General features: G+C 59.1%; 22 protein-coding genes. 14 read left to right on the top strand and 8 right to left on the bottom strand.

Annotated elements, in window-relative coordinates:
- Positions 1–26: 26 nt before the first annotated feature.
- The 4 genes from ACFSE1_RS03780 to ACFSE1_RS03765 all read right to left on the bottom strand — a co-directional run bounded on the left by ACFSE1_RS03780 (position 27) and on the right by ACFSE1_RS03765 (position 5,879).
- Positions 27–1,664 (bottom strand): ABC transporter ATP-binding protein, encoded by a 1,638-nt coding sequence (locus ACFSE1_RS03780; protein WP_377396751.1) that lies wholly within the window; start codon positions 1,662–1,664, stop codon positions 27–29.
- A complete protein-coding gene (locus ACFSE1_RS03775; protein WP_377396749.1) occupies positions 1,661–2,803 on the bottom strand; it encodes an ABC transporter permease in 1,143 nt (380 codons plus the stop codon). The genes ACFSE1_RS03780 and ACFSE1_RS03775 overlap by 4 nt, the downstream gene beginning before the upstream one ends.
- Positions 2,804–2,805: 2 nt before the next feature.
- Positions 2,806–3,888, bottom strand: coding sequence for a microcin C ABC transporter permease YejB (locus ACFSE1_RS03770; protein WP_377396747.1), 1,083 nt, complete (start codon positions 3,886–3,888; stop codon positions 2,806–2,808).
- A 161-nt stretch (positions 3,889–4,049) separates the two neighbouring features.
- Positions 4,050–5,879: an extracellular solute-binding protein gene (locus tag ACFSE1_RS03765; protein ID WP_377396745.1), complete on the bottom strand. Its 1,830-nt coding sequence runs from the start codon at positions 5,877–5,879 to the stop codon at positions 4,050–4,052.
- Positions 5,880–6,115: 236 nt separating this feature from the next.
- On the opposite strand from ACFSE1_RS03765, the gene mepA reads away from it, so the two are divergent.
- The 10 genes from mepA (at position 6,116) to ACFSE1_RS03715 (ending at position 15,634) form a co-directional block, all read left to right on the top strand.
- Positions 6,116–7,132 (top strand): penicillin-insensitive murein endopeptidase, encoded by a 1,017-nt coding sequence (mepA, locus tag ACFSE1_RS03760; RefSeq protein ID WP_377397225.1) that lies wholly within the window; start codon positions 6,116–6,118, stop codon positions 7,130–7,132.
- A 126-nt stretch (positions 7,133–7,258) separates the two neighbouring features.
- Positions 7,259–7,633, top strand: a complete 375-nt coding sequence (locus ACFSE1_RS03755) for a methylglyoxal synthase (RefSeq protein WP_377396743.1) — start codon at positions 7,259–7,261, stop codon at positions 7,631–7,633.
- Between the two features lie 24 nt (positions 7,634–7,657).
- Positions 7,658–8,680 (top strand): glucokinase, encoded by a 1,023-nt coding sequence (locus tag ACFSE1_RS03750; protein WP_377396741.1) that lies wholly within the window; start codon positions 7,658–7,660, stop codon positions 8,678–8,680.
- A 114-nt stretch (positions 8,681–8,794) separates the two neighbouring features.
- Positions 8,795–10,612 carry an ABC transporter ATP-binding protein gene (locus ACFSE1_RS03745; protein ID WP_377396739.1) on the top strand — a complete coding sequence of 606 codons (1,818 nt, stop codon included), beginning with the start codon at positions 8,795–8,797 and terminating at the stop codon, positions 10,610–10,612.
- A gap of 27 nt (positions 10,613–10,639) precedes the next feature.
- On the top strand, positions 10,640–11,461 hold the full coding sequence (gene dapB, locus ACFSE1_RS03740) for a 4-hydroxy-tetrahydrodipicolinate reductase (RefSeq protein ID WP_377396737.1): 822 nt from the start codon (positions 10,640–10,642) through the stop codon (positions 11,459–11,461).
- Positions 11,462–11,487: 26 nt separating this feature from the next.
- Entirely contained in the window at positions 11,488–12,123 is a 636-nt protein-coding gene (locus tag ACFSE1_RS03735; protein WP_377396735.1) for a 2,3-bisphosphoglycerate-dependent phosphoglycerate mutase, read from the top strand.
- A gap of 431 nt (positions 12,124–12,554) precedes the next feature.
- Positions 12,555–13,259: a DUF1045 domain-containing protein gene (locus tag ACFSE1_RS03730; protein WP_377396733.1), complete on the top strand. Its 705-nt coding sequence runs from the start codon at positions 12,555–12,557 to the stop codon at positions 13,257–13,259.
- The gene (locus ACFSE1_RS03725; RefSeq protein ID WP_377396731.1) at positions 13,256–14,395 is read left to right on the top strand and encodes an alpha-D-ribose 1-methylphosphonate 5-triphosphate diphosphatase; all 1,140 of its coding nucleotides are present in this window, start codon (positions 13,256–13,258) and stop codon (positions 14,393–14,395) included. Before ACFSE1_RS03730 ends, ACFSE1_RS03725 begins: the two co-directional genes overlap by 4 nt.
- Before the next feature lie 12 nt (positions 14,396–14,407).
- Positions 14,408–14,983 carry a phosphonate metabolism protein/1,5-bisphosphokinase (PRPP-forming) PhnN gene (phnN, locus tag ACFSE1_RS03720; RefSeq protein WP_377396729.1) on the top strand — a complete coding sequence of 192 codons (576 nt, stop codon included), beginning with the start codon at positions 14,408–14,410 and terminating at the stop codon, positions 14,981–14,983.
- A gap of 348 nt (positions 14,984–15,331) precedes the next feature.
- Positions 15,332–15,634 (top strand): hypothetical protein, encoded by a 303-nt coding sequence (locus ACFSE1_RS03715; protein ID WP_377396727.1) that lies wholly within the window; start codon positions 15,332–15,334, stop codon positions 15,632–15,634.
- A 169-nt stretch (positions 15,635–15,803) separates the two neighbouring features.
- Here the strand turns inward: ACFSE1_RS03715 and polA are convergent, their stop codons facing one another.
- Positions 15,804–18,788: a DNA polymerase I gene (gene polA, locus ACFSE1_RS03710; protein WP_377396725.1), complete on the bottom strand. Its 2,985-nt coding sequence runs from the start codon at positions 18,786–18,788 to the stop codon at positions 15,804–15,806.
- A gap of 393 nt (positions 18,789–19,181) precedes the next feature.
- Between polA and ACFSE1_RS03705 the strand changes: the two genes are divergently transcribed.
- Complete coding sequence (locus ACFSE1_RS03705) at positions 19,182–19,661, top strand: MarR family winged helix-turn-helix transcriptional regulator (protein WP_377396723.1); 480 nt, start codon at positions 19,182–19,184, stop codon at positions 19,659–19,661.
- 264 nt (positions 19,662–19,925) lie between these two features.
- Positions 19,926–21,308, top strand: coding sequence for a M20/M25/M40 family metallo-hydrolase (locus ACFSE1_RS03700; protein WP_377396721.1), 1,383 nt, complete (start codon positions 19,926–19,928; stop codon positions 21,306–21,308).
- Positions 21,309–21,694: 386 nt separating this feature from the next.
- On the opposite strand, the gene ACFSE1_RS03695 is transcribed toward ACFSE1_RS03700, so the two are convergent.
- Complete coding sequence (locus ACFSE1_RS03695) at positions 21,695–21,904, bottom strand: cold-shock protein (RefSeq protein WP_062555021.1); 210 nt, start codon at positions 21,902–21,904, stop codon at positions 21,695–21,697.
- Between the two features lie 459 nt (positions 21,905–22,363).
- Here ACFSE1_RS03695 and ACFSE1_RS03690 point away from each other — a divergent pair, with 459 nt between their 5' ends.
- Positions 22,364–22,858 carry a YbaK/EbsC family protein gene (locus ACFSE1_RS03690; protein WP_377396719.1) on the top strand — a complete coding sequence of 165 codons (495 nt, stop codon included), beginning with the start codon at positions 22,364–22,366 and terminating at the stop codon, positions 22,856–22,858.
- Here ACFSE1_RS03690 and ACFSE1_RS03685 read toward each other — a convergent pair.
- Positions 22,852–23,205: a hypothetical protein gene (locus tag ACFSE1_RS03685; RefSeq protein ID WP_377396717.1), complete on the bottom strand. Its 354-nt coding sequence runs from the start codon at positions 23,203–23,205 to the stop codon at positions 22,852–22,854. The genes ACFSE1_RS03690 and ACFSE1_RS03685 overlap by 7 nt on opposite strands.
- 259 nt (positions 23,206–23,464) lie before the next feature.
- Positions 23,465–23,677 (bottom strand): hypothetical protein, encoded by a 213-nt coding sequence (locus ACFSE1_RS03680; protein WP_377396715.1) that lies wholly within the window; start codon positions 23,675–23,677, stop codon positions 23,465–23,467.
- A gap of 489 nt (positions 23,678–24,166) precedes the next feature.
- Between ACFSE1_RS03680 and ACFSE1_RS03675 the strand changes: the two genes are divergently transcribed.
- On the top strand, positions 24,167–26,716 hold the full coding sequence (locus tag ACFSE1_RS03675) for a transglycosylase domain-containing protein (protein WP_377396713.1): 2,550 nt from the start codon (positions 24,167–24,169) through the stop codon (positions 26,714–26,716).
- Positions 26,717–26,934 lie beyond the last annotated feature (218 nt).

Below are 26,934 nucleotides of genomic sequence, written 5' to 3'. Positions count from 1 at the left end.
TCTGATTTAGCTAGGCTCCGCTCTCGCTATTGCGCGATGATGTCGCTGCGAACCGCCTGCATGTTGAAGGCAGCCGCCATCAATGCGCGGGTATAGTCGTTTTTCGGCTCTGCGAAGATATCGGCTGAAGGCCCCTCTTCCATCACCTTGCCTGCCCGCATGACGATCATGTGGTTGGCCAGCGCCTTCACCACTTTCAGATCGTGGCTGATGAACAGATAGGCCAGATCATGCTTGCGTTGCAGATCCCGCAGCAGATCGACCACCTGCGCCTGCACGGTCATGTCCAGCGCCGAGGTCGGCTCGTCCAGCATCACGAAGCGCGGCTTCAGCACCATGGCGCGGGCAATGGCAATGCGCTGCCGCTGCCCGCCGGAAAATTCATGCGGAAAGCGCCAGCGGGTGGCCGGGTCCAGCCCCACCTCTTCCAGGGAGGCTGCAACCTGCCGGTCCCGTTCCGCCGAGGAGAGCTTCGGCTGGTGCACGCGCAAGCCTTCAGCAATGATGTCGCTCACGGACATTCGGGGGCTCAAGGAACCGAATGGGTCTTGAAAAACCACCTGCAAGCGGTCGCGCAGAGGCCGCATTTCCTTGAAGCTGTAGGCGTTGATGTCCTTGCCGATGAAACCAATTCGGCCCTGGCTGGAAATCAGTCGTGCCAGCGCCAGGCCAAGCGTGGTCTTGCCCGAACCGGATTCCCCCACAATGCCAAGGGTTTCGCCAGCCCGCAGCGTCACATCGATGCCGTCCACCGCTTTGACATGGTCCACCACACGCCGCAGGAAACCTGCTTTGATCGGGAACCAGACACGGATGTCCTTGCCCTCCATCACCACGGGGCGGGTGGGGTCTGCCGGCGGTGGTTCACCACGCGGCTCGGAGGCCAGAAGATGGCGCGTATAGTCATGGGCCGGCCGCTCGAAGACCTCCTCCACCGTGCCATGCTCGACGATCTTCCCCTTGGTCATCACGCAGACCCGATCCGCAAATCGGCGCACAATGCCAAGATCATGGGTAATGAACAGAATGGACATGCCATGTTCGCGCTGAAGCGTCTTGAGAAGCTCAAGAATCTGCGCCTGAACGGTAACATCGAGCGCAGTGGTCGGCTCGTCGGCAATCAACAGCTTTGGCCGGTTGGCCAGCGCCATGGCAATCATCACGCGCTGCCGCTGCCCGCCGGAAAGCTCGTGCGGATAGGCCTTCAACCGCTTTTCCGGTTCCCGAATGCCAACCTGCGTCAGCAGTTCGATAACGCGGGCGCGTGCCGCATCCCCCACCAGCGCCTGGTGAAGCTCCAGAACTTCGCTCACCTGCCGCTCGATGGAATGAAGCGGGTTCAGCGAGGTCATCGGCTCCTGAAAGATCATGGTGATGTCATTGCCGCGCACCTGGCGCAATTCTGCATCGGAGGCCGTCAGCAGATCGCGGCCACCAAACATGATCTGCCCGGAAGGATGGCTTGCCGCCGGATAGGGCAGAAGTTGCAGGATCGAATTGGCGGTCACGGATTTGCCGGAACCGGATTCGCCCACCAGCGCCACCACTTCGCCGGGGTGGATATCAAAGGAAACGCGATCCACGGCAATGGTCTGGCTGCCGCCCTGGTGAAAGGCCACCGAGAGGTCGCGGATCGAGAGAAGAGGCTCTGTCATCGGGCTCACCGGAAGGTCTTGCGTGGATCGAAGGCGTCGCGCACCGCTTCACCGATGAAGATCAGCAGAGACAGCATGATGGACATGGCAAAGAAGGCGGTAAGGCCGAGCCAGGGTGCCTGAAGGTTGTTTTTGCCCTGCGCGATCATCTCGCCCAGCGAAGGTGAGCCGGGCGGCATGCCGAAGCCAAGAAAATCGAGCGAGGTGAGCGTCGCAATCGAGCCGGACAGAATGAAGGGCAGGAAAGTCAGCGTCGCCACCATGGCATTGGGCAGAAGGTGGCGGAACATGATGGTCCAGTCGCCCACGCCAAGCGCGCGGGCAGCCCGCACATATTCGAAGTTTCGCGCGCGCAGGAATTCGGCGCGCACCACGCCGACAAAGCCCACCCACTGGAACAGCAGCATGATTCCCAGCAGCACGAAGAAGCCGGGCGGCAAAATGGCCGCAATAATCAGCAGGATGTAGAGAACCGGCATCGAGGACCAGATCTCGATGAAGCGCTGCATCAGAAGATCGGTCCAGCCGCCGAAAAAGCCCTGGATGGCGCCCGCCGTCACGCCGATGATGGCGGATAGAATGGTGAGCGCAAGGCCGAAGAGAACGGATATGCGAAAGCCATAGATCAAGCGGGAGAGCACATCGCGTGCCTGATCGTCCGTGCCGAGCCAGTTCATGTTGCCCAGCGTGCAGTTCGGATCTGCCTCTTTCTGCGGGTAATTCGCGCAACGCTCGCCCTTGTCCATCAGCCAGAAGGGCGGCGTGGGTGCCGAATGCGGAATATTGGAATTCACCGTCTGGTAGGAATAGCGGACCGGCGGCCAGATCATCCAGCCATTGGCCAGGATTTCCTGCTGGATGAAGTCCGAGCGATAATCCGTCGTTGCCAGAAAGCCGCCGAATTTCTCTTCCGGATAGTTCACCGCAACCGGCACCAGAAGCTCACCCTTGTAGGAGACGAGAAGCGGCCGGTCGTTGGCGATCAGTTCGGCACCGAGCGACAACACGAACAGCACCATGAAGATCCAGAAGGACCAGAAGCCGCGCCGATTGGCCTTGAAGTTCTGCCAGCGCCGGAGATTGGGGGGCGAGAGAAGGCCGCGACGTGGCGGTGCGACAATAATGTCTCGTTGGTCGATGGAGGCCATGGTCACACCTCCCTCTTTTCAAAGTCAATGCGGGGATCGATCCAGGTGTAGATGAGGTCGGAAATCAGCCCGACAACGAGACCCAGCAGCGAGAAGATGTAGAGCGTTCCAAACACGATGGGGTAATCGCGGTTGATGATGGCGAGGTAGCCGAGGCGGCCGAGACCATCCAGCGAGAAGATGTTTTCGATCAGTAGCGAGCCGGTGAAAAAGGCCGAGATGAACGAGGCCGGGAAACCGGCAATCACGATCAGCATCGCGTTGCGGAAGACATGGCCATAGAGCACTTTGCGCTCAGAAAGCCCCTTGGCGCGTGCCGTCACCACATACTGCTTCTTGATCTCGTCGATGAAGGAGTTCTTCGTCAGAAGCGTTGTCGTGGCAAAGGCGGAAAGCGAAAGCGCAATCAGAGGCAGCGTCAGATGCCAGAAGTAATCGGCAATCTTCTGCCACCACGGCAATTCGGACCAGTTGTCGGACACAAGGCCACGCAGCGGGAACCAGTCGAAGAACGATCCGCCCGCGAAAAGCACGATCAGCAGAATACCGAACAGGAAGCTCGGCACCGCATAGCCGATGATGATGATCCCGGATGTCCAGACGTCAAAGGCGGAGCCGTCCTTGACTGCCTTGCGAATGCCAAGCGGTATCGAAACCACATAGGATGCGATCAATATCCAGACACCGAGCGACATCGACACCGGCAGCTTGTCGATGATGAGATCCATGACCGAGGCATTACGGAAAAAGCTCTCGCCGAAATCGAAGCGAAGATAATTCCACATCATTTCGAGAAAACGTTCGAGAGGCGGCTTGTCGAAACCGAACTGTTTTTCCAGTTTCGCGATCAGTTCGGGGTCAAGCCCCTGCGCACCGCGATAGCGCCCCTCGTCGCCGCCGCCGCCCAGCGGCTGCACATCGGAACTGCCGGAAAGACGATCTCCGCTATCGGACCCCTGCAACTGCGCAATGACCTGTTCCACAGGTCCGCCGGGGGCAAATTGCACCACCAGAAACGAAATGCCCATGATGCCGATCATGGTCGGGATCATCAAAAGCAAACGGCGAAGGATATAGGCACCCATCAGCGTGCTCCGAAGCTGCTGCCCTGCGGGCAGCGCATTTCATGTCTGGTCAAGATGTCGAGTGCTCCTGGGGAATCACAGAATCAGCATGCTGCCTATGTGCACTTCATGGCAAGATTGGCGCAAGCAGCTTGAACCGGGCTTGCGCAAATCTACTCAAATCACTTGGACCACCAGATGGTGGGAAAGCCGATACCATATTCCGGCAGGCGCTCCGGGTGCATGAGCTTTGCCCAATAGGCAATGCGTGTTTCACCGGAATAGAACATCGGGATCACGAAGTGGTTGGCCAGCAGAACGCGATCCAACGCATGCACGGCGGCAACCTGATCTTCACGAGTCTTGGCGGTCGTCACCAGTTTGATCAACTTGTCGATGGCAGGATCGGCAATACCGGCATAATTGCGGGAGCCGGACTGGTTGGCAGAGGATGAGCCCCACATACCTTCCTGCTCATTGCCGGGGTTCATGGTCTGCGCCCAGATACCGTAGATCATATCGTAATCGAAGCTGCGGACACGGTTCGCATATTGCGAGGAATCGACGGTGCGGATCTTCGCCTCCACACCGATTTTCTTCAGGCTCGCCACATAGGGCAGAACGGTACGTTCACTGGAAGGGTTGTTGAGCAGAATTTCAAAGCTCATCGGCTGGCCGGTCTTGGTGTTGACCATGCGGTTGCCCTTCAGCTCCCAACCCGCCTCCTTGAACAGTTGCACCGCCTTGCGCAGGTTATCGCGCACCTTGTTCGGATCGCCGTTGACAGGGTTTTTGTAGGCTTCGGTGAAAACGCGATCCGGAATCTGGCCTTTGAGGCCGTTCAGGATCTCAAGCTCCTTGCCCTGCGGCAGACCTTTTGCTGCAAGCTCCGTTCCCCAGAAGAAACTGTCCACCCGGTTCAGGCCGCCATAGGCCAGATTCTTGTTCAGGTCTTCAAAGTCATAGGCATAGTTCAGCGCCTCGCGAACGCGGGCATCCTTGAACTGGTCGCGGCGCAGGTTCGGCACATAGGCCTGCATTACGCCGGTGGCGCGAAACTCGTTCGGCAGTGCCTCACGCTTGATCCGGCCATCTTTCACCGCATCGAAATCATAGCGGGTTGCCCAGCGGCTGGAACTGTTCTCCTGCCGGTAATCGATATCGCCTGCACGAAAGGCTTCAAAACGCACATCGTCATCGGCGAAATAGGTGTAAGAGATCACCTTGAAATTGTACTGGCCAACATTGACCGGCAGATCCTTGCCCCAATAATCATCGCGCAGCTCGTAGCGAATGGTGGAGCCTGCCTGGAATGAGGCGATCCTGTAGGGGCCGGAGCCCATCAGCGGCTCAAGACTGCCTTTGGAAATGTCCCGGGGGTTGCCCTTGGCGTCCTTGCCTTCATACCAGTGTTTCGCAAGGATCGGGAAATCACCAACGATGGATGGCAATTCTTTGTTGTTCTTCTCATCGAAGCGGAAGGTCACCTCGCGTTCGCCGGTTTTTTCGGCGGCAGTCACGTGGCGATAATAGTTGGCAAGAAAGTTGCTGTTGGCTTTGGCGCTGTTGAAACTGAACACCACATCGTCCGGCGTCACGGGTTGACCATCCGCCCATTTTGCCTCGGCCCGCAGGCGAAAGGTGACGGAGGATCGATCTTCCGGAACGAACATGGCTTCGGCAAGCAGACCGTAGCTTACCCCAATTTCATCCTCCGACTGCTTCAGGAGAGTGTCATAGACAAGCGTAAGGCCAAGCGCCGGATTGCCCTTGTCCACCAGCGGGTTGAAACTGTCGTAGGTGCCCTCACCCGAGAGCTTCAGCTGCCCCTGTTTGGGCGCTTGCGCGTTCACATAGGGAAATTGCTTGAAGTCGGCGGGCAGCTTGGCAGGTTCCAGAATGGAAATGGCATGGGTCCAGGTCTTCTCCTGGGCGCTGGCAGATAATGGCAGAAGCATCGTCGCGCAGGCGGCAAGGGCCAGAATCCCATGTCTCAGATGTGCCAAACCCATACAGTTCTTCCTCATTTTATGGATATTCTTGCCACGCAGCATAAGGCAATTATGGGCAAAATACAGTCCGGCCTTATCACAAGCACATCAACGACCCCTCCAATTTTGCCGGTTTCGCCTTCATTCTTCCTAGAAATCGGCGCAGCAATTCACGGATGAAGCAAATCAGTCTAGAATTATCCAGTCCGGCAAGACCGGGTCTATTCTGAAAACCAGGTGCCGCTCATTCCATGCACATGAAGTTTCTTTTTCGCGTCCTGAAGACAGGTGGTGTTTTCGGCCTTGCGCTGTCACTCGGCACAGCAGCCCTGGCGGCCGATCAACCGGCAAAGCAGGCCTTTGGCGCCGTCACCAGCCCGAGCGCTGGCGCACCCACCCCCATCGGCTCCTATGCCAAGGGCTGCATTTCCGGTGCCGTTGCCCTTCCCGACGATGGGCCGCACTGGCAGGCCATGCGCCTGTCGCGCAATCGCCATTGGGGCATGCCTCAAACGGTCTCCCTCTTGAAGAGACTTTCGGAAGATGCCGTCCGCCTGGGCTGGGGCAATGGCATTCTGGTGGGCGACATGTCCCAGCCGCGCGGCGGGCCGATGGCTTTCGGCCATGCCTCGCACCAGTTGGGGCTGGATGTGGATATATGGTTTACACCCATGCCGCAGACGCGACTGACGCCGGAACAGCGGGAGACGATCCCCTTCACCTCCATGCTCGACAAGAGCAAGTTCCTGACGGTCGATAGCCGCAAGTTCACGCCCACCGCCGCACGCCTTGTCATGACGGCTGCAAGCTATCCGCAGGTGGAGCGCATCTTCGTCAATCCGGCCATCAAGAAGAAGCTGTGCGAAAGCTGGACCGGCGACCGCTCTAATCTCGGCAAGGTGCGCCCCATGTACGGGCACGACGAGCATTTCCACATCCGCCTCACCTGCCCGCCCGGCCTTGCCAGCTGCAAGGCGCAGGCACCTGTTGCGGCTGGCGATGGCTGTGACAAGTCGCTCGCCTGGTGGTTTACCGAAGAACCCTGGGCCAAGCCGAAGAAAGATCCGAACGCGCCGCCGCCAAAGCCGCCGCGTCCGGTCATGGTGTCCGATCTGCCAAAGGCCTGCGCCGCGGTGCTTGCCGCCCCGGCCAATCCGAATGCGGTCGCCGGATCCCGCCCGGCCGCAGCACCCGCATCCGCGCTTGCCCCCATGTCGGAGGATGACGCGCCGGATCTGCCCGAAAGCGCACCGGCACCTCGCGCCCGCCCGTAAAACGGCAGAAAAACGCGACGTAAATCGTTTTAAACTCTTTTCTGGGACAGATCTTCCGTATAAAAGCCGCTCGATCAAAACCTTTCTTTTGCCGAGCGGATCAACCCTGGGGTGAAGAGACCTGCCATGTCGGACAAGCCTTGCATTGCCTTGATCGCCCACGATCAGAAGAAAGGCGAAATGGCCGAATTTGCCAAGCAGCACGAAGCGGCCCTTTCCCAATTCCGCATCGTTGCCACTGGCACCACCGGCGGGCGCGTGCTGGAGGCCTGCCCCGGACTTGATGTGACACGTCTCAAAAGCGGACCTCTGGGTGGCGACCAGCAGATCGGCGCGATGATTGCGACGGGAGAGGTCAGCATGTTGCTGTTCTTCACCGACCCGTTGACGCCGCTTCCGCATGATGTGGATGTGAAGGCTCTGACGCGCCTTGCCACGGTTTATGATATTCCCATGGCGCTCAACCGCGCGACGGCTGAGAAGCTGATCGATTTCAACTGACCGAGCGAAGGAACGAAGCGCTTGATGGCCACTGCGTCCCATAACGACAAGCCAGCCTTTCCCATCCTGATCGGCGATATTGGCGGCACCAATGCCCGCTTCTGGATCCTCACGGATGTTTTTGCGGAACCGCAGCAATTTCCGAATGTGCGCACGGCGGATTTCGCCACGCTTGACGAGGCGATTCAGACACAGGTGCTGGACAAGACCTCACGCCAGCCCCATTCCGCCATTCTTGCCATTGCCGGTCCTATCCAGGACGATGACATTCCGCTGACGAACTGCAACTGGGTGGTGCGTCCACGCCAGCTGATCAGCGAACTGGGCTTCCGCGATGTGCTGGTCATCAATGATTTCGAGGCGCAGGCGCTGGCCGCAGCCTCGCTTTCGGAAAATGATCGTGCTGCCATCGGCCCCTTGACGAAAGCACCCGTGGCATCGCGTGCCGTGCTTGGTCCGGGCACCGGCCTTGGCGTTGCCGGCCTCATTCATGCCCGCGACATGTGGTTTCCGGTTCCCGGCGAAGGCGGCCACGTGGATATGGGTCCGCGCAGCGACCGCGATTATCAGATCTTCCCGCATATCGAAGCCATTGACGGGCGCATTTCCGGCGAGCAGATCCTCTGCGGGCGCGGCATGGTGCATCTCTATCGTGCCATCTGCATGGCCGATGGCATCGAGCCGCAGTTTACCGATCCGGCGGATATCTCTTCGCACGGGCTGTCCGGCAGCAATCCCCAGGCAGCGGAAACGCTTTCCCTTTTCGTCACCTATCTTGGCCGCCTTGCAGGCGACATGGCCCTGATCCTGATGGCGAAAGGCGGCGTCTATATCGCTGGCGGCATCAGCCAGAAGATCCTGCCTGCTTTCAAGCGCCCGGAATTCCGTGCTGCCTTTGAGGACAAGGCCCCGCATCAGGCCATGATGCGGCAGATCCCGACCTTCATTGTCACGCATCCCCAAGCCGCGCTGGCGGGGCTTGCTTTCTTTGCGCGGACACCGGAACACTTCGGTATTTCCATGGATGGCCGCCGCTGGCAGGCATGATTGAGAGCAACATGCCTGTTGCAGCCGGGGAACACCGGGCGGCAACAGCATGCTGAAGTAGGGCCGCCCTGCTAGCCAAGCACGCTGCGACTGGTTAAGACCGGGGAAAACGGCATGTCTGCCGTGGCGTCAAATGGGACAGTGCTTTTGAAAGCAGTCGAAAAAGACAGAAACGGACAGGCCCGCGTGGATTCAGACACGGTGACCGGCGTCTTGAAGCGCATCATCGCAGAGAATGGCCGCGACCACATTAAGGGCTATGCTTTTGCGATCAGCTGCCTCATCCTCGTGGCGGCATCGACCGCTTTTACCGCCTGGATCATGGAATCGGTCGTCAACGAGGCCTTCGCCAACAAACGGGCCGATCTCGTCCTGATCATCTGCGGCTCGATTTTCGTCGCCTTTCTCATCCGTGGTTTTGCCTCCTATTTCGAAGCCACCACGCTTTCCAAGATCGGTAACAATATCGTCGCCGTCTATCAGCGCCGAATTTACGACCATCTTATGAAGCTGTCGGTAGGTTTCTATAACGAATCCCGCTCCGCGCATCTGGCGGCCCAGATCAGCCAGAATGTCATGGGCATTCGCGACGTCCTGAATTTGACGGTGACATCGCTTGCACGCGACTTTCTCACGCTGATTGCGCTTATCGGCGTGATGATCAGCAAGGACTGGATCCTGTCACTGATCGTCTTTTTCGTGGCGCCGCCGCTGCTGTGGGCCTTGCGTTATGTGTCAAAGCGCTTGCGCAGCGCCACCAAGGAATCGGTCGAGTTCAACAGCCATGTCGTCGGTGCGATGCAGGAGACGATCCAGGGCATCTCTATCGTGAAATCCTTCACCATGGAGCAGGAACTCAGCCGCAAGGTGAACACGATCATCGATGCAGCGGAAAACCGTGCCAACCGTATTGCACGGCTCACCGAGCGCACCTCGCCGCTCACCGAGAGCTTTGCGGGCTTTGCGATTGCCAGTGTTCTCGCCTATGCGGCCTTCCGCTCCATTTACAATGATGTGCCTCCGGGTGCCTTTTTCTCCTTCGTCACCGCCCTTTTGATGGCCTATGATCCGGCACGCCGCCTTGCCAAGCTGCAAGTGCAGATGGAACGTGCGGTCGTCAATGCGCGGATGATCTACGAGCTTCTGGATTTGCAGCCGCTGCAACGGGAGCACCCGGACGCCAAGGATCTTGTGGTCACGAAGGCCGAAATCGAGCTGCGCAATGTGGTCTTCGGCTACAATGCAAAGGAGCCGATCCTCAAGGGCGTCAACATCACGGCGGAAGGTGGAAAAACCACCGCATTGGTTGGCCCGTCGGGTGCTGGCAAATCTACGATCATTTCCCTCATTCCGCGGTTCTACGATCCGGCGGATGGCACGATCCTGATTGACGGACAGGATATTGCGAAGGTCACGAAATCGTCGCTGCGTCGCCACTTGGCCTATGTGTCGCAACAGCCCTATCTGTTCGAAGGCACGATCCGCGACAATATTCGCTACGGTCGCCCGGAAGCCACAGACCAGGATGTGGAAGAGGCGGCAAAGCTCGCCTATGCCCATGATTTCATCCTCGCGCAGCCCATGGGTTACGATACCCCGGTCGGCGAAAACGGCGTCACCCTGTCGGGTGGCCAGCGTCAGCGGTTGTCCATTGCGCGCGCGCTTGTGCGCAATGCCCCCATCCTGCTGCTCGATGAGGCAACCTCGGCTCTCGATAACGAGTCTGAAGCAGCCGTTCAGAAGGCCCTGGAAAGCGCCATGAACGGTCGCACAGTGGTTGTGGTGGCGCATCGGCTTTCCACCATCGTCAAGGCAGACAAGATCGTGGTGATGGCGGACGGCCGTGTTGCGGAAGAAGGCAGCCATGAAGAGCTTGCGCGCCGGCGGGACGGGCTCTACGCTCGCCTCAACAATTTGCAATCACCGAACTGATCTTATTTAACGGAGCCGGATTTTCGCATGAGCGAGCATGACATGAAGCTGGTGGTCGTGGGCGCTGCAGGGCGCATGGGCCAAACAATCATCCGCGTCATCCAGCAGACACCGGGTGTCAAACTTCATGCCGCCGTCGAGCGGGAAACATCTGCCTTCATCGGCAAGGATGCGGGCGAACTGGCAGGGGCGGGCTTTGTCGGCGTGCCCGTCACATCCGATCCGCTGGAGGCTTTTCTGCATGCCGATGGCGTGATTGATTTCAGCTCCCCTGCCAGCACTGTGAATTTTGCCGGTCTTGCGGCACAGGCGCGCATCGTGCACGTCATCGGCACCACCGGCTGCTCGGAAGCGGATGAGGAAAAGATCCTTGCCGCCGCCCGCCATGCGCGGGTGGTCAAGTCCGGCAATATGAGCCTTGGCGTCAATCTTCTCGGCGTCCTGGCAGAGCAGGCGGCAAGAGCGCTCCCCGCCTCCGGCTGGGATATCGAGGTTCTCGAAATGCATCACAAGCACAAGGTGGATGCGCCATCCGGCACCGCCCTGCTGCTGGGCGAAGCGGCGGCCAAGGGACGCGGTATCGCGCTGAAGGAGCATTCCGTGCGCGTGCGCGATGGCCATACCGGCGCGCGTGAAGCGGGCACCATCGGCTTTGCAACCTTGCGCGGCGGCTCGGTGATTGGCGAACATTCCGTCATTCTGGCCGGCGAAGGCGAATTGGTCACGCTCTCTCACAGCGCCCAGGATCGTTCCATCTTCGCACGCGGCGCCGTTGCGGCAGCGCTTTGGGCACACCCGCAAAAGCCGGGCTTTTACACCATGCTCGATGTTCTCGGGCTCAATCACTGACGAATTGAAATTTTGTGGAGGCATTCATGAGCGGTACCCTCGTCCTCGTCCGGCACGGCCAGAGCGACTGGAACCTCAAAAACCTGTTCACCGGCTGGAAAAACCCGGAATTGACCGAGCTTGGCGTTCAGGAAGCCACGGCTGGCGGCCAGGCGCTGGCCGATACCGGCATCAAGTTCGATATCGCCTTCACCTCGGAATTGAAGCGCGCTCAGGATACCTGCCGCATCGTTCTGGAAAAGGTCGGCCAGCCAAACCTGGAAACGATCCGCGATATCGCGCTGAACGAGCGTGACTATGGCGATCTGTCCGGTTTGAACAAGGATGATGCCCGCGAGAAGTGGGGCGAGGAGCAGGTCCATATCTGGCGTCGTTCCTACGACGTACCGCCTCCGGGTGGCGAAAGCCTGCGCGATACCGGCGCACGCGTCTGGCCCTATTACCTGACGGAAATTCTGCCGCGCGTCCTGAAGGGCCAGACGGTTCTGGTTGCCGCGCATGGCAACTCGCTGCGCTCGCTGGTCATGGTTCTGGATCGTCTCTCCAAGGAAGAGATCCTCAAGCTCAACCTCGCGACGGGCGTACCCATGGTCTACAAGCTGAACGCCGATTCCACCGTCGCGTCCAAGCAGGTGCTGGGCGATATGTCCGGCGCGCACTGAGATCGAAAAAAGCGGCCCCGGTTAAACCGGGGTCGCTTTATGTCCGGACCAGGGGAAGTCCGGCAGGGTATGGGGTCATGCTTACACGCATCAGCACCACATCCATGACGTTGGAATATCCAGTCGTCTCAAGGCTCATCGCGCCCGCTTGCTCGGCGCGTGATTACTTGGCGTACCAGTAGGCGGTCAGAATACCGCTTGCCGCAAAGACCGAGATGAAGGTGGTCATCAGGATCGTAACATCCATGGCTTTTCTCCTTCGTTTCGAACAGTCAATGCACGAGGCCCCTCTTTTGTTGCAGCCAAAGGCATAATCTTGCCCGTCCGGTCCTTGCGATCCGGGCCGGCCTGCTGTCGCGATTGGCTTTTGACCGCGCACCCTTTCACCGCTTACAAGTTGATGAACAGAAACACAGGTGCTTTGCTCCCTCATGCGCTATGCGGTTTATTTTACGCCTCCGGAAGACCATCCGCTGACAAGGGCCGCCAGTCACTGGCTTGGCCGAAACGCTTTCTCTGCCAGGACAGATGAACAGGATTCGCCCTGCACAAGGCTTTCCGGTGGGCAATGGCAGGAACTGGTCAGCGAGCCTGCACGCTACGGCTTTCATGCCACGCTGAAAGCTCCGTTTCGCTTGAGTGAGGACCGCACTGCGGCCACCCTTGGCAGTTTTTTCGAACAGTATTGTGCGCAGGAACAACCGGCCACCATCCCGCGTCTGGAGCTTGCCGAGATCGGGCCCTTCTTCGCGCTCACCTGTGCGGGCGGCAGCGAGGGCATCAATGCACTGTGCGATCGCGTGGTGCGGGCTTTCGAACCTTGGCGGGCACCGCTTTCTGTGGCGGAACTGGCAAAGCGCAGGCCGGAAAGCCTCAAACCCCGGCAAAGGGATTTGCTGCAGACATGGGGCTACCCTTACGTGTTTGAGGAGTTCCGCTTCCACATGACACTGACAGGCGCGGTGGCAGAGGATTGCAAGCCTCTGGTGCGCAGCCTGCTGGAGGAGCAGTTCAGCGATTTTCTGGGAAAGCCGCTCGCCGTCGAGCATCTGGGCCTTTTCGTGGAACACGAATCGGGCCAGCCATTTTACGTTCAGCGCTGTCTCGCGCTGAAGGGACGAGGAGAAACGGCATGAGTCGCGAACAGGTCTTCACCAATGCGCGTATCGTTCTCAGAGATGACATCGTCCACGGTTCGATCCTGATCAGGGATGGTATGATCTGCGATGTCAGCGAAGGCTTAAGTCACACCGGCGAGGATGTCGAAGGCGATTTCATCCTTCCAGGACTGGTTGAACTTCACACCGATCATCTGGAGACCCATTACGCGCCGCGTCCCGGTGTCCGATGGGATCAGATGGCGGCACTTCAGGCGCATGATGCGCAGATCGCCACATCCGGCATTACCACGGTTCTCGATTGTCTGCGCCTCGGCTCGGATGAGGCTGGCGGCTTTCCGCGTGGCGAAATGCGCTCTATCGCCTCCGTCATCGATGAGGCACAGAAAGCCGGACGCCTCAGGAGCCAGCATTTCTTCCATCTGCGCTGCGAAGTCCCCTGCCCGGATGTTCTGGATCAGTTTTCCGATTTCGAGAACGATCCCAATGTCAGGCTGGTCTCCTTGATGGACCATGCGCCGGGGCAGCGGCAGTTCCAGACCCTCGACCAGTACATCTACTTCTACAAAACCAAGCGCGGGTTGAACGAGGAGGAATTCCAAGCCTTCACGCAGCGGCGCATTGAAGGTTCTGCCCGCTATTCCACCCGCCACCGCAATGCGCTCGCCGCCCTGTGCAACGAGCGTGGCATCACCGTTGCCAGCCACGATGACGCGACGCTGGAGCACGTTGAGGAGGCTGTGAGCCACAATGTGAAGGTGGCGGAATTTCCCACCAGCATCGACGCTGCCCGGGCCTCGCATGAGGCGGGAATGCTTGTGCTGATGGGAGCACCGAATGTGGTGCGCGGCAAATCGCATTCCGGCAATATCGCCGCGCGGGATCTGGCGCAGAGAGGTCTGCTGGACGTTTTGTCTTCGGATTATGTGCCTTTCAGCCTTCTCCATGCTCCCTTTATCCTGGCAGATTCCATCGAGGCACTGAGCCTGCCTGAGGCTATCGCCATGGTGACAGATAATCCCGCACGAGGGATCGGGATGAGCGACAGGGGCCGTATCGAGGTTGGTTTGCGCGCGGATCTCGTGCGCGTTCATCGTCAGGACGGCGTTCCCGTCTGTCGCGCCGTCTGGAGAGCCGGACAACGCGTGGCGTAAGGCGCAATGGTCATGAGCATTGGCAAGCCATCAACGGGCATACTGATCGTCGTGGTCGGTCCAAGCGGCGTCGGCAAGGACACCGTGATCGCCCATGCTGCCAGGCACTTTGCCGCCGATGCGCGCGTGCGGTTCGTTCGACGCTGGATCACGCGCCCGCAGGATGCCGGTGGTGAAGACCATAGGCCAGTCGATCCCGATGCGTTCCTTGCGCATGAAGCATCCGGCGGCTTCGCCGTTTCCTGGCGGGCGCATGGCCTGTGCTACGGCATTCCCTACGAAAGCCGGGAAGAGCTGAACACCGCGCCCTGTCTGATCGTCAATGGCTCCCGCTCGGCACTGCCTCTGTTCCTCATCGCCTTCCCGCGTGTGGCCGTGGTTGAAATCACAGCCCGTCCGGAGATTCTGGCGGCGCGACTGGCCATGCGGGGTCGCGAAAGCCACGCGCAGATCGCCGCACGACTCAGCCACCGCCCCACCGAGACGGCAATTTCATGCCAAACCTGGACAATCGACAACAGCGAAGCGCCGGAGAAGGCGGGGCTGGCTTTCATTTCCATCATCCGGGACTATGTAGCGGCTTCATAAAGGAGCAGCGCCCGCCAGGCAATCATATGTCGAGTTGAGTATAGCTCACGTAATAAATATTCATAATTAGCCTCTCCGCAGCAATTATGTGCGAAATTCCGAATTCCAGATCCTCCCGCGGAACTTTAGCCTTCTCAAATATGCTTGTTATGCTCTAGAGTAGTGGCACTTTCGCGCTGAGGCGCAACAAGGAGTTCCGATATACGGGTTCCATTTTCTCAAAAATAGGTCAGAATGAGTTCTACATTCCCATATATAACAAAATGTTAGAATACCATTATAGTTCTGAACCTTACGCACAACTGGGAGAAGCAGAGTAAAAAAACTACTCGCGCTTGGAGAGAAAGAATGAATGAAGCTCGCCTTAGCTTCAATCCGAAGAGCGATCCGCTTGATGAACGGCTCACCGCCCTTGAGGCGCGGATTGTTGTCCTTGAGATTGTATCCATGTCTGCCCTGGCCATGGCACTGGACACCTCGGAGAATGCAGATACGCAGGCCGCCCAGGGCATGGCTGGCCTGATCGTTGAGACGGTGGACCAGCGTTGCACGGAACTGGGGGTTTCCAGCATCACTCGAAATGCAGCCCGGGATTACGCACAGCATCTGCTGGGTGTTGCGATGGAAAGTCTCTACGCGCGCCCGAACTGAGCGCCCTCGAACTGAGCGCCCCCGAACTGAGCGCGCCCGAACTGAGCGCGCTCGGCGTGGCGCCCCCACGTGTCACGCCCCCACGTGTCACGCATGACTGATCATATCTGACTGATCGCATCTGATCTGAGTGCTTCGTTTCGCTCAAGCCGTCTGAGCGAAACTGGCTTCAGTGGGCTTCGTCCCAATTGGCCGCAGCCCGCGCATCCACCTTCAGCGGCACACGCAGGTGCAGCGCGGGCATGGATGCCTGTTCCATGGTTTCCACGATGAGCGGCATGGCTGCCTCGATTGCCTCGTCTTCAACCTCAAAGATCAGTTCGTCATGCACCTGAAGCAGCATGCGCACGCGCTCGCCAAGGCCGGCCGCGTTGAGCGCCGGTTCGACCTGGATCATGGCGCGGCGAATGATGTCGGCAGCCGATCCCTGAATGGGCGCATTGATCGCCGCGCGCTCGTTGAACGCCCGCACGGACGGGTTGGATGATTTGATTTCCGGGTAATGGGCGCGGCGGCCGAATATGGTCTCCACATAGCCGTGTTCGCGCGCAAAGGCCTTGGTGCTTTCCATGTAATCCCGGATGCCGGGGAAGCGCTCGAAATACTTCTTGATGTAGTCGCCTGCTTCGGATCGCTCGATCGACAGCTGATTGGCAAGACCGAAAGCGGAAATGCCGTAGATAATGCCGAAATTGATGGCCTTCGCCCGGCGGCGCACTTCGGCTGGCATATCCGCCACCGGCACGCCGAACATTTCGGAAGCTGTCATGGCATGAATATCGATGCCATCGGCAAAGGCCTGCCGCAGTTGCGGTATGTCCGCCACATGGGCCAGCACCCGCAATTCAATCTGGCTGTAATCCGCCGAAATCAGCTTGTGGCCGGGCGTAGAGATGAAGGCGGTGCGGATCTTGCGGCCTTCGGCATTGCGCACCGGAATGTTCTGCAGGTTCGGTTCGGAGGAGGAAAGCCGCCCCGTCGTGGTGGATGCCAGAGAATAGCAGGTGTGTACCCGCTTCGTTTGCGGATGCACATAGGTTGGCAACGCATCCGTATAGGTGGATTTCAGCTTGGTGAGCTGGCGCCAGTCCACGATCTTGCGCGGCAATGGCTCGCCCTGCGCTGCAAGGTCTTCCAGCACCTGCGCCGAGGTCGACCACTGCCCGGTCTTGGTTTTCGATCCGCCGGGAAGGCCCATCTTGCCGAACAGGATATCGCCCAGCTGTTTCGGTGAGCCGATATTGAACTTCTCACCCGCCAGCTCGTAAATCTCGTCTTCGAAGCTTGCCGCCTTCTGGGCCAGTTCGCCCGAAAGCCGCGAGAGGATCTGTCGGTCGATGGTGATGCCGCGCTCTTCCATATGCGCCAGAACCGGCACCAGAGGCCGCTCCAGCCGCTCGTAAACGCGGGTCAGTCCTTCTGCCGCAAGGCGTGGCTTCAGAACCAGCCAGAGCCGCAGCGTCACATCGGCATCTTCCGCCGCATAGGCGGTTGCCTTTTCAATATCGACCCGGTCGAATGTCACGGCGGATTTGCCGGAACCCGCCACGTCCTTATAGGCAATCGGCGTGTGGCCCAGCCAGCGCTCGGAAAGCGCATCCATGCCATGATTTCCGGCACCGGCCTCCAGCACATAGGAGATCAGCATGGTATCGTCGAAGCTTTGCATGGTAATGCCGTGCCGCTTCATGACGAGGTAATCATATTTCAGGTTCTGCGCGACCTTCAGCACGGAAGGATCTTCCAGAAGCTCCTTCAAAAGCGCCAGTCCCTCAGCCATCGGAACCTGGTTTTCAACGAGCTTCGGCCCTTCGCTGAACAGATCTTCATTGCCGCCGGATTTGTGGGCAAGCGGCAGATAGGCGGCGCGCACATTGCCGGAATTCGGGCTTTGCGTATTGTCCTGAATGGCAAGCGAAACGCCCACCAGTTCCGCCTGCATGGGATCGAGCGATGTCGTTTCCGTATCGAAGCCAACAAGACCCGTTTCCTTCGCCGCCGCGATCCAAAGCTTCAGCGTCTCCACGTCTCGGATGGTCGCATAGCCGCTGTGATCGATCTTGTGGGTGGAGAAGGCTTCGTGCCGTGCAGCCGCAACATCCACCGCACGTGCACCGCCTGCAATGTCAGAAGCACCAGCCACAGCCGTAGCATCGGTCTTCGAAAGATCCTGATTATGCTCAACACCGGGGTCGAGATCCGGGCCATGCGCCGTGGCACCCCATTCCACCAGAACCTCTGCCGGTTCGATGACGCTGGCATCGCAGTCGCAGGCTTCCGCCACACGGCGCGTCAGCGTTCCAAATTCCATCGCCTTGAGGAAGGCAACGAGCTTTGGCCCATCCTGCTTTTCCAGAACCAGCGCATCGAGCGGCATATCCAGCGGCACATCGGTGCGAAGCTCCACCAGCTGGCGCGAAAGGCGGGCCAGATCGGCATTGGCAATGATGTTTTCGCGGCGCTTGACCTGCTTGATCTCCCCCGCACGGGCCAGCAGCGTGTCCAGATCGCCGAACTCCTCCAGAAGCTGGGCAGCCGTCTTGGGGCCGATGCCGGGAATGCCCGGCACATTGTCGACAGAATCGCCGACAAGCGCCTGCAGGTCGATCATCTTTTCCGGCGGCACGCCCCATTTTTCGATGACATCCGGAATGCCGATCTGCTTGTCCTTCATGCTGTCGTACATGTGGACATTCGGCGTCACCAGCTGCATCAGATCCTTGTCGGAGGAGATGATGGTAACATCCGCACCAATGGCCTCCGCAGCGCGGGCGTAGGTGGCAATGATATCGTCGGCTTCGAACCCGTCCGTCTCTATGCAGGGAAGGTTGAAGGCGCGCGTCGCCTGGCGGATCAGGCCGAATTGCGGCACCAGCTCTTCCGGCGGCGCAGATCGATTGGCCTTGTATCCGTCATAAAGCTCCTTGCGGAAGGTTTTCGACGAATAATCGAAGATGACGGCGAAATGCGTCGGCGTTACACCCACATTGGTGTCGCGGGCATTGGTCAACAGCTTCCACAGCATGTTGCAGAAACCGGAGACGGCTCCCACGGGCAGACCATCCGTCTTGCGCGTCAGCGGTGGCAGGGCATGGAAGGCGCGGAAGATGAAACCGGAGCCGTCCACGAGGAAGAGATGATCGCCTTTTTTCATGAGAGGATGGATACCCTGCCTCACGGAAAAGGTCTATCCTCGCGCACATTGCCGCTTCGAAAAAGTGCCTCTGCTTCCAGCAATTTGCCCACTCCTAGCGCGTTCACCGGAACGTTACTCAATTGTAATCTGCCTTCCCTTGAAGGGGCGCTTTTGTGTGGCCATCTCTCAGGCATCGGCGATTGATCACGCCGCAGCCTGATTGTCGGCTTGTCCCCCGCCGCGTCAGGCCGGACAAAGGCCTCACCCCCTCTCCGGGCCTTTGTCCTTCAATCACCGCCACGACCGATCCCCTCCCCGGTCGTGGCGGTTTTGCATTTACCATTCCCAAAGTCCCTGCAAGAGCATACGCTGCGATACATCTCATGCTGTCGAATCAGGTTTGCCCTGCCAATGACCTTCGAGAACGCAGATTCCACCCTTTACCTGGCCAGCCAACTTGCCAAGAGCCTTTCACGCGCCTTGCAAAAGCGGGCAGCGTCGCTCGGCTTCTCGCCCGGTCAATTTCCGGTTCTTCAATCCCTCTGGCAGGAAGATGGGGTCACCCAGCGGCAATTGCTGCACAGGCTCGATATCGAGCAGGCCACCCTTGCCAACACGCTGGCCCGCATGGAGCGCGACGGGCTCATTGCCCGCCGCCCGCACCCGAAGGATCGGCGGGCGCAGATTATCGAGTTGACAGACCACGGCCGCTCCCTCGAACCCTTGGCAACCGATGCCGCCAACCAGGCAGATGGCGATCTTTTCGGAGGTTTCCGGCGCTTCGAAAAGGAGCTTCTGAAAGAGTACATGCGCATGGCGCTGGCCAATGCGCGCCGTCTTGAAGCCACGTCTACCGAACAAGCAGCGTCCCCTCCCGCCCCTCCGGCGTGAAGCATCAGCGCCGCAAAACCGCTTCACACTTTTGCGCGACATGCTTCCTTCCAAGCATGTCGTGACCGCAAAACCGCTTCACACTTTTGCGCGACATGCTTCCTTCCAAGCATGTCGTGACCGCAAAACCGCTTCACACTTTTGCGCGACATGCTTAGGGTACCTCTTCGTCGTTTGCTAAAACGGCGCACCGCTGACGCAAGGCCAAGGGTCGCGCGAAAGCTGGCACTCTATTTCGCACGCAAAATTGCAAGGCTGATCCGCATGACCGATCTCTCCCCCATTCTCGAACAGGCCGATAAAAACCTCACCGCAAGCCTTGAGCGCCTGTTCGAGCTGGTTCGCATTCCCTCCATCTCCACCGATCCCGCCTATAAGGCCGAATGCCGCAAGGCGGGGGAATGGCTGGTTGCAGAACTGAATGGGCTTGGCTTCACCGCCTCCCTGCGGGATACCCCCGGCCACCCCATGGTCGTTGCCCATCATGAGGCCGGTCGCCCGGATGCGCCGCATGTTCTCTTCTACGGCCATTACGATGTTCAGCCGGTCGATCCCATCGAGCTTTGGGAAAACGATCCCTTCGATCCGAAGGTGAAGGATATCGGCAATGGTCGCAAAGTGCTGACCGGACGCGGCACCTCGGACGACAAGGGCCAGCTCATGACCTTCGTTGAAGCCTGCCGTGCCTATAAGGAGGTTGCGGGTTCGCTTCCCGTCCGCATCACCATCCTGTTCGAGGGTGAGGAAGAATCGGGTTCCCCCTCTCTCAAGCCCTTCCTGGAGGCCAATGCGGATGAGTTGAAGGCGGAATTCGCCCTGGTCTGCGATACCAGCATGTGGGATACGCAAACTCCCGCTATTGCCGCCACGCTTCGCGGCCTCGTTGGCGAGGAAATCACCGTCTTCGCAGCCGATCGCGACCTTCACTCCGGCCTCTTCGGCGGTGCTGCTGCCAACCCTATCCATATACTGACAACGGCGCTTGCCGGCCTGCGTGACGAAACGGGCCGCGTCACCCTGCCGGGCTTTTATGATGGTGTGGAAGAAACGCCGGAAAACATCAAGGCAAGCTGGGAAACGCTTGGCCGCGACGCAAAGACCTTCCTGGGCGAAGTGGGCCTGTCCGAGCCATCCGGCGAAAAGGGACGTTCCGTTCTCGAACTCACCTGGGCGCGCCCCACCTGCGAAGTAAACGGCATCTGGGGTGGCTATACCGGCGAAGGCTTCAAGACGGTCATTGCCGCACAGGCTTCCGCCAAGGTCTCCTTCCGCCTTGTGGGCGAGCAAGACCCGGACAAGATCCGCGAGAGCTTCCGCGCCTATATCCGCTCCAAAATTCCCTCCGATTGCCGCGTCGAATTCCAGGAGCACGGGGCATCACCGGCCATCCAGCTTTCTTACGATTCGCCGGTGCTCACCAAAGCCAAGGCAGCCCTTTCCGATGAATGGCCAAAGCCGGCTGTGGTCGTCGGCATGGGGGGCTCAATCCCGATCGTCGGCGATTTCCAGACCTATCTCGGCATGGATTCGCTCCTCGTCGGCTATGGCCTGATCGATGATCGCATCCATTCGCCCAACGAGAAATACGATCTCAATTCATTCCATAAGGGCATCCGTTCCTGGATTCGCATCCTGGCGGCGCTTTAATTCGCTCAAGAGCCTGGCTGTCTGGTCCCTGCCACATCAAGGAGGGACCAGGCCTTTCCCACAAGGATCCAGAAAAGCAAAAAGGCCGGGGATGAACCCGACCTTTTCCTGCCTATTTCGATTCTGCCAGTACATCCGTGGTCAGTTTCCGAAACAGGTCCGGCTTTCCGACAGCACCGATTTGCATCAGCGCATTTTCATGTTCTCATGGTCTCTCAAGAAGGTTAACAAATCGTTAACGAAATTGTCTCTCTTCGAAAGGCATTGAAGGCATTTTACATCCTTCAGGAGAACGGATCGGTTGCCGCTTGATCCTGAAATGGGAATGGCGCCCCGCGATTGCAAGGGCGCCATTCAAAATTCCAACAATTCGTTTTAAAAACGAATCAAGCAGCCTGCAGGCTGTCAGCCGAAACGCGGCCCGAACGACGGTCGGTGACCAGTTCGTAAGCGATCTTCTGGCCGTCCTTGAGGCCAGCCATTCCAGCGCGCTCAACAGCAGAGATGTGCACGAAAACGTCGGCAGCGCCGTCGTCAGGCTGGATGAAGCCGAAGCCCTTGGTTGCATTGAACCACTTTACAGTACCAGTAGCCATTACGATGTCCTTTCACTCGCAACGTTGACTTTGCTCTCACCGCGCAAACGATGAAAGCGTGGAAGGTCGTATTTGAGGGAAGGGTCGTCGTCAGCGCGAATGAGCGCTGTAGTGCCACAGTCAAACAAATATCGATGCCGAGGAAGTTAGCCCTGCCTTGGCGCAAATGTCAAGCTGGCTCAAGGGGTTCAAACTCCTCCTGAAAATAGAAGAAGCCCGGCGTGGGAGGAGGATACGCCGGGCTTCTGATACTGGCCAGCAACTGGGAGGAGGAGGTGTTGCTGGTCCCTTCGACAGACACTGGGAGGAGGAGTGCGTCTGTCGATGTTTGAACATTATCAAATTATCGCTTAAAAAAAAGTCAGTTTTTCGCAGTGCAGCAATGCATTTTCCTCATAGCTTCTTCAACCCGTGTTCAAATGCTTGTCACATTCGGAAAGCTTGGTTAGCTTGGCGGGTATGAGCCTTGCATCCGTTAAAGAATTTTTCGCCCGTCACGCCCCGGATATTCATGTCATTGAAACGGAAGCGAGTTCCGCAACCGTCGCGCTGGCAGCAGATGCTCACGGGGTGGAACCGGACCAGATCGCCAAGACAATCTGCCTGCGGGCGGGGGATGAGGTGCTGCTTCTGGTGACATCGGGCATGAGCCGGCTGGATAACCGGAAATTTCGCGATCGGTTCGGCGCCAAGCCCCGAATGCTGGATGCGGATGAAGTGGTTGCCAGAACAAGCCATCCCGTCGGAGGCGTTTGCCCCTTTGGCGTTCTGGAACCGCTTGCCATCTACTGCGATGAATCGCTGAAGCGCTTCGAGATCGTCGTTCCGGCTGCGGGGGCCATCAATGCCGCCGTTCGCATCACACCGGAAAGAATGGCGGAGCTGACCTCCGCCACCTGGGTGGATGTGTGCCAGCCCCCGCGCGAGGCAGAGGCGTCCGAGGCCGCTCAATAGTAGCGGCGATACCAGGCCTGCTTCTGTTCAAGGGACGTGGTTGCCACAAGATAGCCGATGGCAAAGCCGATGCCGCCAACCAGCGTCAGCAGGGTTCCGGCCGTGGCAGGATGTTCGCGAATCACGCCCGCAACCGATGTTGCCTCTTCCTGAACATAATGGGCAGCTTCCGAAGCCTTGCCCTTGACCGTCTCATAGGTATCGGCACCAAAATCGGAGAGCGAGGCACGAATATGCTCGATTTCCTTGCGCAGCGCGGAAATTTCGGCCCGCATGGCGTCGTCCGCTTCGCCCGCAATGCGCTCGCCGCGCGCTTCCAGCGAGGAATTTCTTCCAGCTTCGATCATCCCGTGAACTCCTTGTTGATGGTCAAGATGCCGGTCAACTAACGAGGCGGAAATAGGTTCCGCGCGTTTGACAAGCCGGCATCAAGGGCGCGGGGATCGAAGGGAGTGACGAGGTGGGATGCGCAAAGCGCGTCGCGAGCTATAAGGCGTCGCGGCTCACGCTTCAGGTCTTTAAGGTAACGCGTCTCTCATTTTTGCGCGGGCCGTTCTAACTGAGACCATTGACGCAAAACCGTTACACGGTTCTGCGCATTATGCCTTAACGGCTGTGTGCCATGGTTTCGGCAAGCGAGGCCAGTGCCTCCTTCTCGTCCATGCCTTTTTGCAGGGAATTGACCAGAATGACGGCAAGCGCTTCTCCGTCCGGCGTGTCCTTGCCGATCTGGTATTGATTGCATGCCGTATCGAAGACCTGCTGCAACAAGGACAGCTGGTCTGGTCCCACGGGACGTCGTACCGGTTGTGAACGCACGAACACCTCCATCCATCCGGCAGCCTTCGAGACCCCCTGCCGCACTATCCTTGAAAGACCCCCCGACTCTCACGGGGCACGATCCTGAACCTGAAAAAGCTGGCGTGGGTTCCATAGGGCTCGAAAGGGCTCCATGGCGGTTCCGTCGCGCCACATCCGCTCCCTGGGGACCGTCTACCCGCACAAGAGCGGCTAAATCTAATTCATGGCAAAGACGTGGCAACTCTCATTATTCATAGATGATTTAGATTGATCTAATAAGTAGAAGGCTCGCCCTGCATTGATCGTATGCCGGGCCATGAACGCAATTTTCACGCGTTCCAGGTGCTTAACGCCCCCTTAAATCGCCGCATTTACGCTGCAAGGCGAGATAACGCTTCTAAATCATTGCGAAAAGCGCCAACTCCACGCATGGAGAAGACAAAACGGTGATGTCCTTCTGGATGTCGCGGATCATGATGTTCGAGCTGGGGAGCACGACCGGGGTACATGGCATCGGGAAAGAAATCGGGCGAACGCGTTGAGCCGTCCTTCGGATCGGACGAACGGGCAGAAGATGAAGTTCGGATTGACGCCGATGACCGCATTTCCGGTCGCGCGCAGCCGCGCAGAACACGTCAAGAGCGTGAGGATCCGCCCCGGCGCAAACGCGCAATCGAACGGGATTTCGATGATTTCGAAGACGACGATGAAGAGGAGGAGGACGAGCGTCCCGCCCGCAAGCGCCGTCGTGCGCCAAAGCGCGCCAAGCCGGCCCGCAGAGGCCTTTTCGCCTCGATCCGCAGGCTCATCTACTGGTGCATCGTGCTTGGCATCTGGGTGGCCATCGGCATTGGCGGTCTCGTTGCCTATTATGCGGCGCAAATGCCCTCGGCCAGCACCTGGGCCATTCCCGACCGGCCGCCAAACGTCAAGATCACCGCGCTGGATGGCACTCTGGTTGCCAATCGCGGCACCACGGGCGGCGAAGCCATAGCGCTGGAGGAAATGTCGCCCTTCATTCCCCAGGCGGTGATTTCCATTGAAGACAGGCGCTTCTACTATCACTTCGGCGTCGATCCTCTGGGTCTTGCGCGTGCTTTCGTCAACAATCTCACCGGCCAGAGCATTCAGGGCGGCTCGACGATCACGCAGCAGCTGGCGAAGAACCTGTTTCTTTCGCCGGAGCGCACCTTCGAGCGCAAGATCCAGGAAGTCCTCCTGTCCTTCTGGCTGGAGCACAAGTTCACCAAGGATCAGATCCTCGCCCTATATCTGAACCGGATGTTCTTCGGTTCGAACGCCTATGGTGTGGAAGCCGCCTCACAGCGCTATTTCGGCAAATCCGCCCGCGATGTGAACCTGGCCGAAGCGGCGACACTCGCAGGCCTTCTCAAGGCACCCACCCGGCTTTCTCCGGCGCGGGATCCGAAGGCCGCGGAAGAGCGTGCGCAAGTGGTCATGGGTGCCATGCGCGAGGAAGGCTACATCACGGCAGATGAAATCAAGACCGCCATGTCGCAGCCTCCGGCCAAAGCCAAGCGCTATTGGAGCGGCGCTGAGCATTATGCCGCCGATATGGTGATGGATGAGGTCAAATCGATCCTGGGTGAGGTCAAGACCGATATCAATGTCCAGACCACGCTGGATCTGCGTCTTGAAAAGGACGCCGAAAAGGCTCTGACGGAGGCGCTGGAAAAGGAAGGGGCGAAGGTCAACGCTTCGCAGGCCGCCCTCGTCTCCGTCGATGCAACGGGTGCGATCCGCGCCGTGGTCGGCGGGCGCGATTATGCCGATAGCCAGTTCAACCGTGCAGCCAAGGCCAAGCGCCAGCCGGGTTCGGCCTTCAAGCCCTTTGTCTATGCCGCAGCGCTGGAAGCAGGTTACCGGCCCGATACGATCATGACGGATGGCCCCGTCAAGATCGGCACCTGGACACCGGAAAACTACGATCAGAAATATCGTGGGCAGGTCACGCTTTCCACGGCGCTTGCCCATTCGCTGAACACGATTGCGGCGCAGCTGGTGATGCAGGTGGGGCCGAAGAATGTCATCTCGCTCGCCCATCGGCTGGGGGTCGAATCCGACCTGCAGGACAATGCCTCCATCGCGCTTGGCACGTCGGAAGTCACGCTTGTCGAACTCACCGCGTCCTATGCCGCCTTCATGAATGGCGGCATGAAGGCCACGCCGCATCTCGTCAGCCGAATCACCGACAATAGCGGCAAGGTTCTCTATGAGGCGGATTATTCCGGTCCGCCACGCGTCCTCAGCGAACAGGTCGTGGCCAACCTGAATGGCATGTTGAACCGCGTCATGACGGAAGGCACAGGCCGCGCGGCACAGCTGGCCAAATGGCAGGCGGCGGGCAAATCCGGCACCACGCAATCCTTCCGCGATGCCATTTTCGTCGGCTTTACCAGCACCATGACGACCGGCATCTGGTTCGGAAACGATGACGGCACGCCAATGAAGAAGGTGACGGGCGGCGGGCTTCCGGCCCGCACCTGGAAAAATTACATGACGGCGGCGCTGGAGGGCTACAAGCCAACACCTCTCTTCGGCGTCGGCATTCGCCCGGCTGCACCGGAGGCACAGACCACGCTCGGTGACTTCCTCTCCGGCGTTCTGCCAGGCGGCGGTCCGTCCACCAATGAGGATTTCCCGCCTGCGCCCGATGCGCCGCCGGAAGGTGCCATGCCGCAGAACCAGGCGGCCTATCCGCCTGCCGATGATCCGCAAGCCTATCCGCAACAGGAACCTCCGGTTTACCAGCAGCGGAACCAGCCTGCCTATCCGCCCGTTCAGCAGCGTGCGGTGCAGCCGCGCAACGATCCTTATACGGTGCCGCCGGGCGATGTTCCGCAGCGGGACTATCGCGATTACCGGGAATATCGCGGGCCGCAGGATGGCCCTGTGCCGCCGGATGCGGTTCTGGAAGGGCGCGCACCGCCGGATGCCGTGCTGGAAGGTCCGGTACCACCGGGAGATATCGGCGGCGGCTCGCCGCGGCGCGCTCCCCGCGATACCACGCTTTTCGACATCATCATGGGCCAGTGAAAGGGCTCTCCCGGAGGCATTTCGGCAGGCGGCGCATCAACTGGCGCGGCAGGCCCTTGCGGCTGTGGGAGAAAACCCCGAATGGCAGTTACTTTTTGGTGCTGGCGGCGGGCGTTCCCGCCTTGCAGTCGGAAAAACCGGTCCTTATATACGCCGCATGACAGCAGCCGATGCTGCGAATCCATCCCAGTCGAGGAACTGTCAGTGGAATGCCTTTG

It is taken from the genome of Affinirhizobium helianthi, from assembly GCF_042680945.1.
GTDB classification, from domain to species: domain Bacteria; phylum Pseudomonadota; class Alphaproteobacteria; order Rhizobiales; family Rhizobiaceae; genus Neorhizobium; species Neorhizobium helianthi.
Note: the sequence above shows the minus strand (reverse complement) of the source record. Positions and strands in the feature narration are given on the sequence as shown.

What these genes read in the sequence shown, in the direction of transcription:
- phnN (WP_377396729.1), top strand. Translation starts at nt 14,408, where the DNA reads ATGAGCATTGGCAAGCCATCAACGGGCATACTGATCGTCGTGGTCGGT.
- ACFSE1_RS03735 (WP_377396735.1), top strand. Translation starts at nt 11,488, where the DNA reads ATGAGCGGTACCCTCGTCCTCGTCCGGCACGGCCAGAGCGACTGGAAC.
- ACFSE1_RS03675 (WP_377396713.1), top strand. Translation starts at nt 24,167, where the DNA reads ATGGCATCGGGAAAGAAATCGGGCGAACGCGTTGAGCCGTCCTTCGGA.
- ACFSE1_RS03700 (WP_377396721.1), top strand. Translation starts at nt 19,926, where the DNA reads ATGACCGATCTCTCCCCCATTCTCGAACAGGCCGATAAAAACCTCACC.
- ACFSE1_RS03730 (WP_377396733.1), top strand. Translation starts at nt 12,555, where the DNA reads ATGCGCTATGCGGTTTATTTTACGCCTCCGGAAGACCATCCGCTGACA.
- mepA (WP_377397225.1), top strand. Translation starts at nt 6,116, where the DNA reads ATGAAGTTTCTTTTTCGCGTCCTGAAGACAGGTGGTGTTTTCGGCCTT.
- ACFSE1_RS03775 (WP_377396749.1), bottom strand. Translation starts at nt 2,803, where the DNA reads ATGGCCTCCATCGACCAACGAGACATTATTGTCGCACCGCCACGTCGC.
- ACFSE1_RS03715 (WP_377396727.1), top strand. Translation starts at nt 15,332, where the DNA reads ATGAATGAAGCTCGCCTTAGCTTCAATCCGAAGAGCGATCCGCTTGAT.
- ACFSE1_RS03755 (WP_377396743.1), top strand. Translation starts at nt 7,259, where the DNA reads ATGTCGGACAAGCCTTGCATTGCCTTGATCGCCCACGATCAGAAGAAA.
- ACFSE1_RS03750 (WP_377396741.1), top strand. Translation starts at nt 7,658, where the DNA reads ATGGCCACTGCGTCCCATAACGACAAGCCAGCCTTTCCCATCCTGATC.
- ACFSE1_RS03690 (WP_377396719.1), top strand. Translation starts at nt 22,364, where the DNA reads ATGAGCCTTGCATCCGTTAAAGAATTTTTCGCCCGTCACGCCCCGGAT.
- ACFSE1_RS03745 (WP_377396739.1), top strand. Translation starts at nt 8,795, where the DNA reads ATGTCTGCCGTGGCGTCAAATGGGACAGTGCTTTTGAAAGCAGTCGAA.
- ACFSE1_RS03705 (WP_377396723.1), top strand. Translation starts at nt 19,182, where the DNA reads ATGACCTTCGAGAACGCAGATTCCACCCTTTACCTGGCCAGCCAACTT.
- ACFSE1_RS03685 (WP_377396717.1), bottom strand. Translation starts at nt 23,205, where the DNA reads ATGATCGAAGCTGGAAGAAATTCCTCGCTGGAAGCGCGCGGCGAGCGC.
- dapB (WP_377396737.1), top strand. Translation starts at nt 10,640, where the DNA reads ATGAGCGAGCATGACATGAAGCTGGTGGTCGTGGGCGCTGCAGGGCGC.
- polA (WP_377396725.1), bottom strand. Translation starts at nt 18,788, where the DNA reads ATGAAAAAAGGCGATCATCTCTTCCTCGTGGACGGCTCCGGTTTCATC.
- ACFSE1_RS03695 (WP_062555021.1), bottom strand. Translation starts at nt 21,904, where the DNA reads ATGGCTACTGGTACTGTAAAGTGGTTCAATGCAACCAAGGGCTTCGGC.
- ACFSE1_RS03765 (WP_377396745.1), bottom strand. Translation starts at nt 5,879, where the DNA reads ATGGGTTTGGCACATCTGAGACATGGGATTCTGGCCCTTGCCGCCTGC.
- ACFSE1_RS03725 (WP_377396731.1), top strand. Translation starts at nt 13,256, where the DNA reads ATGAGTCGCGAACAGGTCTTCACCAATGCGCGTATCGTTCTCAGAGAT.
- ACFSE1_RS03770 (WP_377396747.1), bottom strand. Translation starts at nt 3,888, where the DNA reads ATGGGTGCCTATATCCTTCGCCGTTTGCTTTTGATGATCCCGACCATG.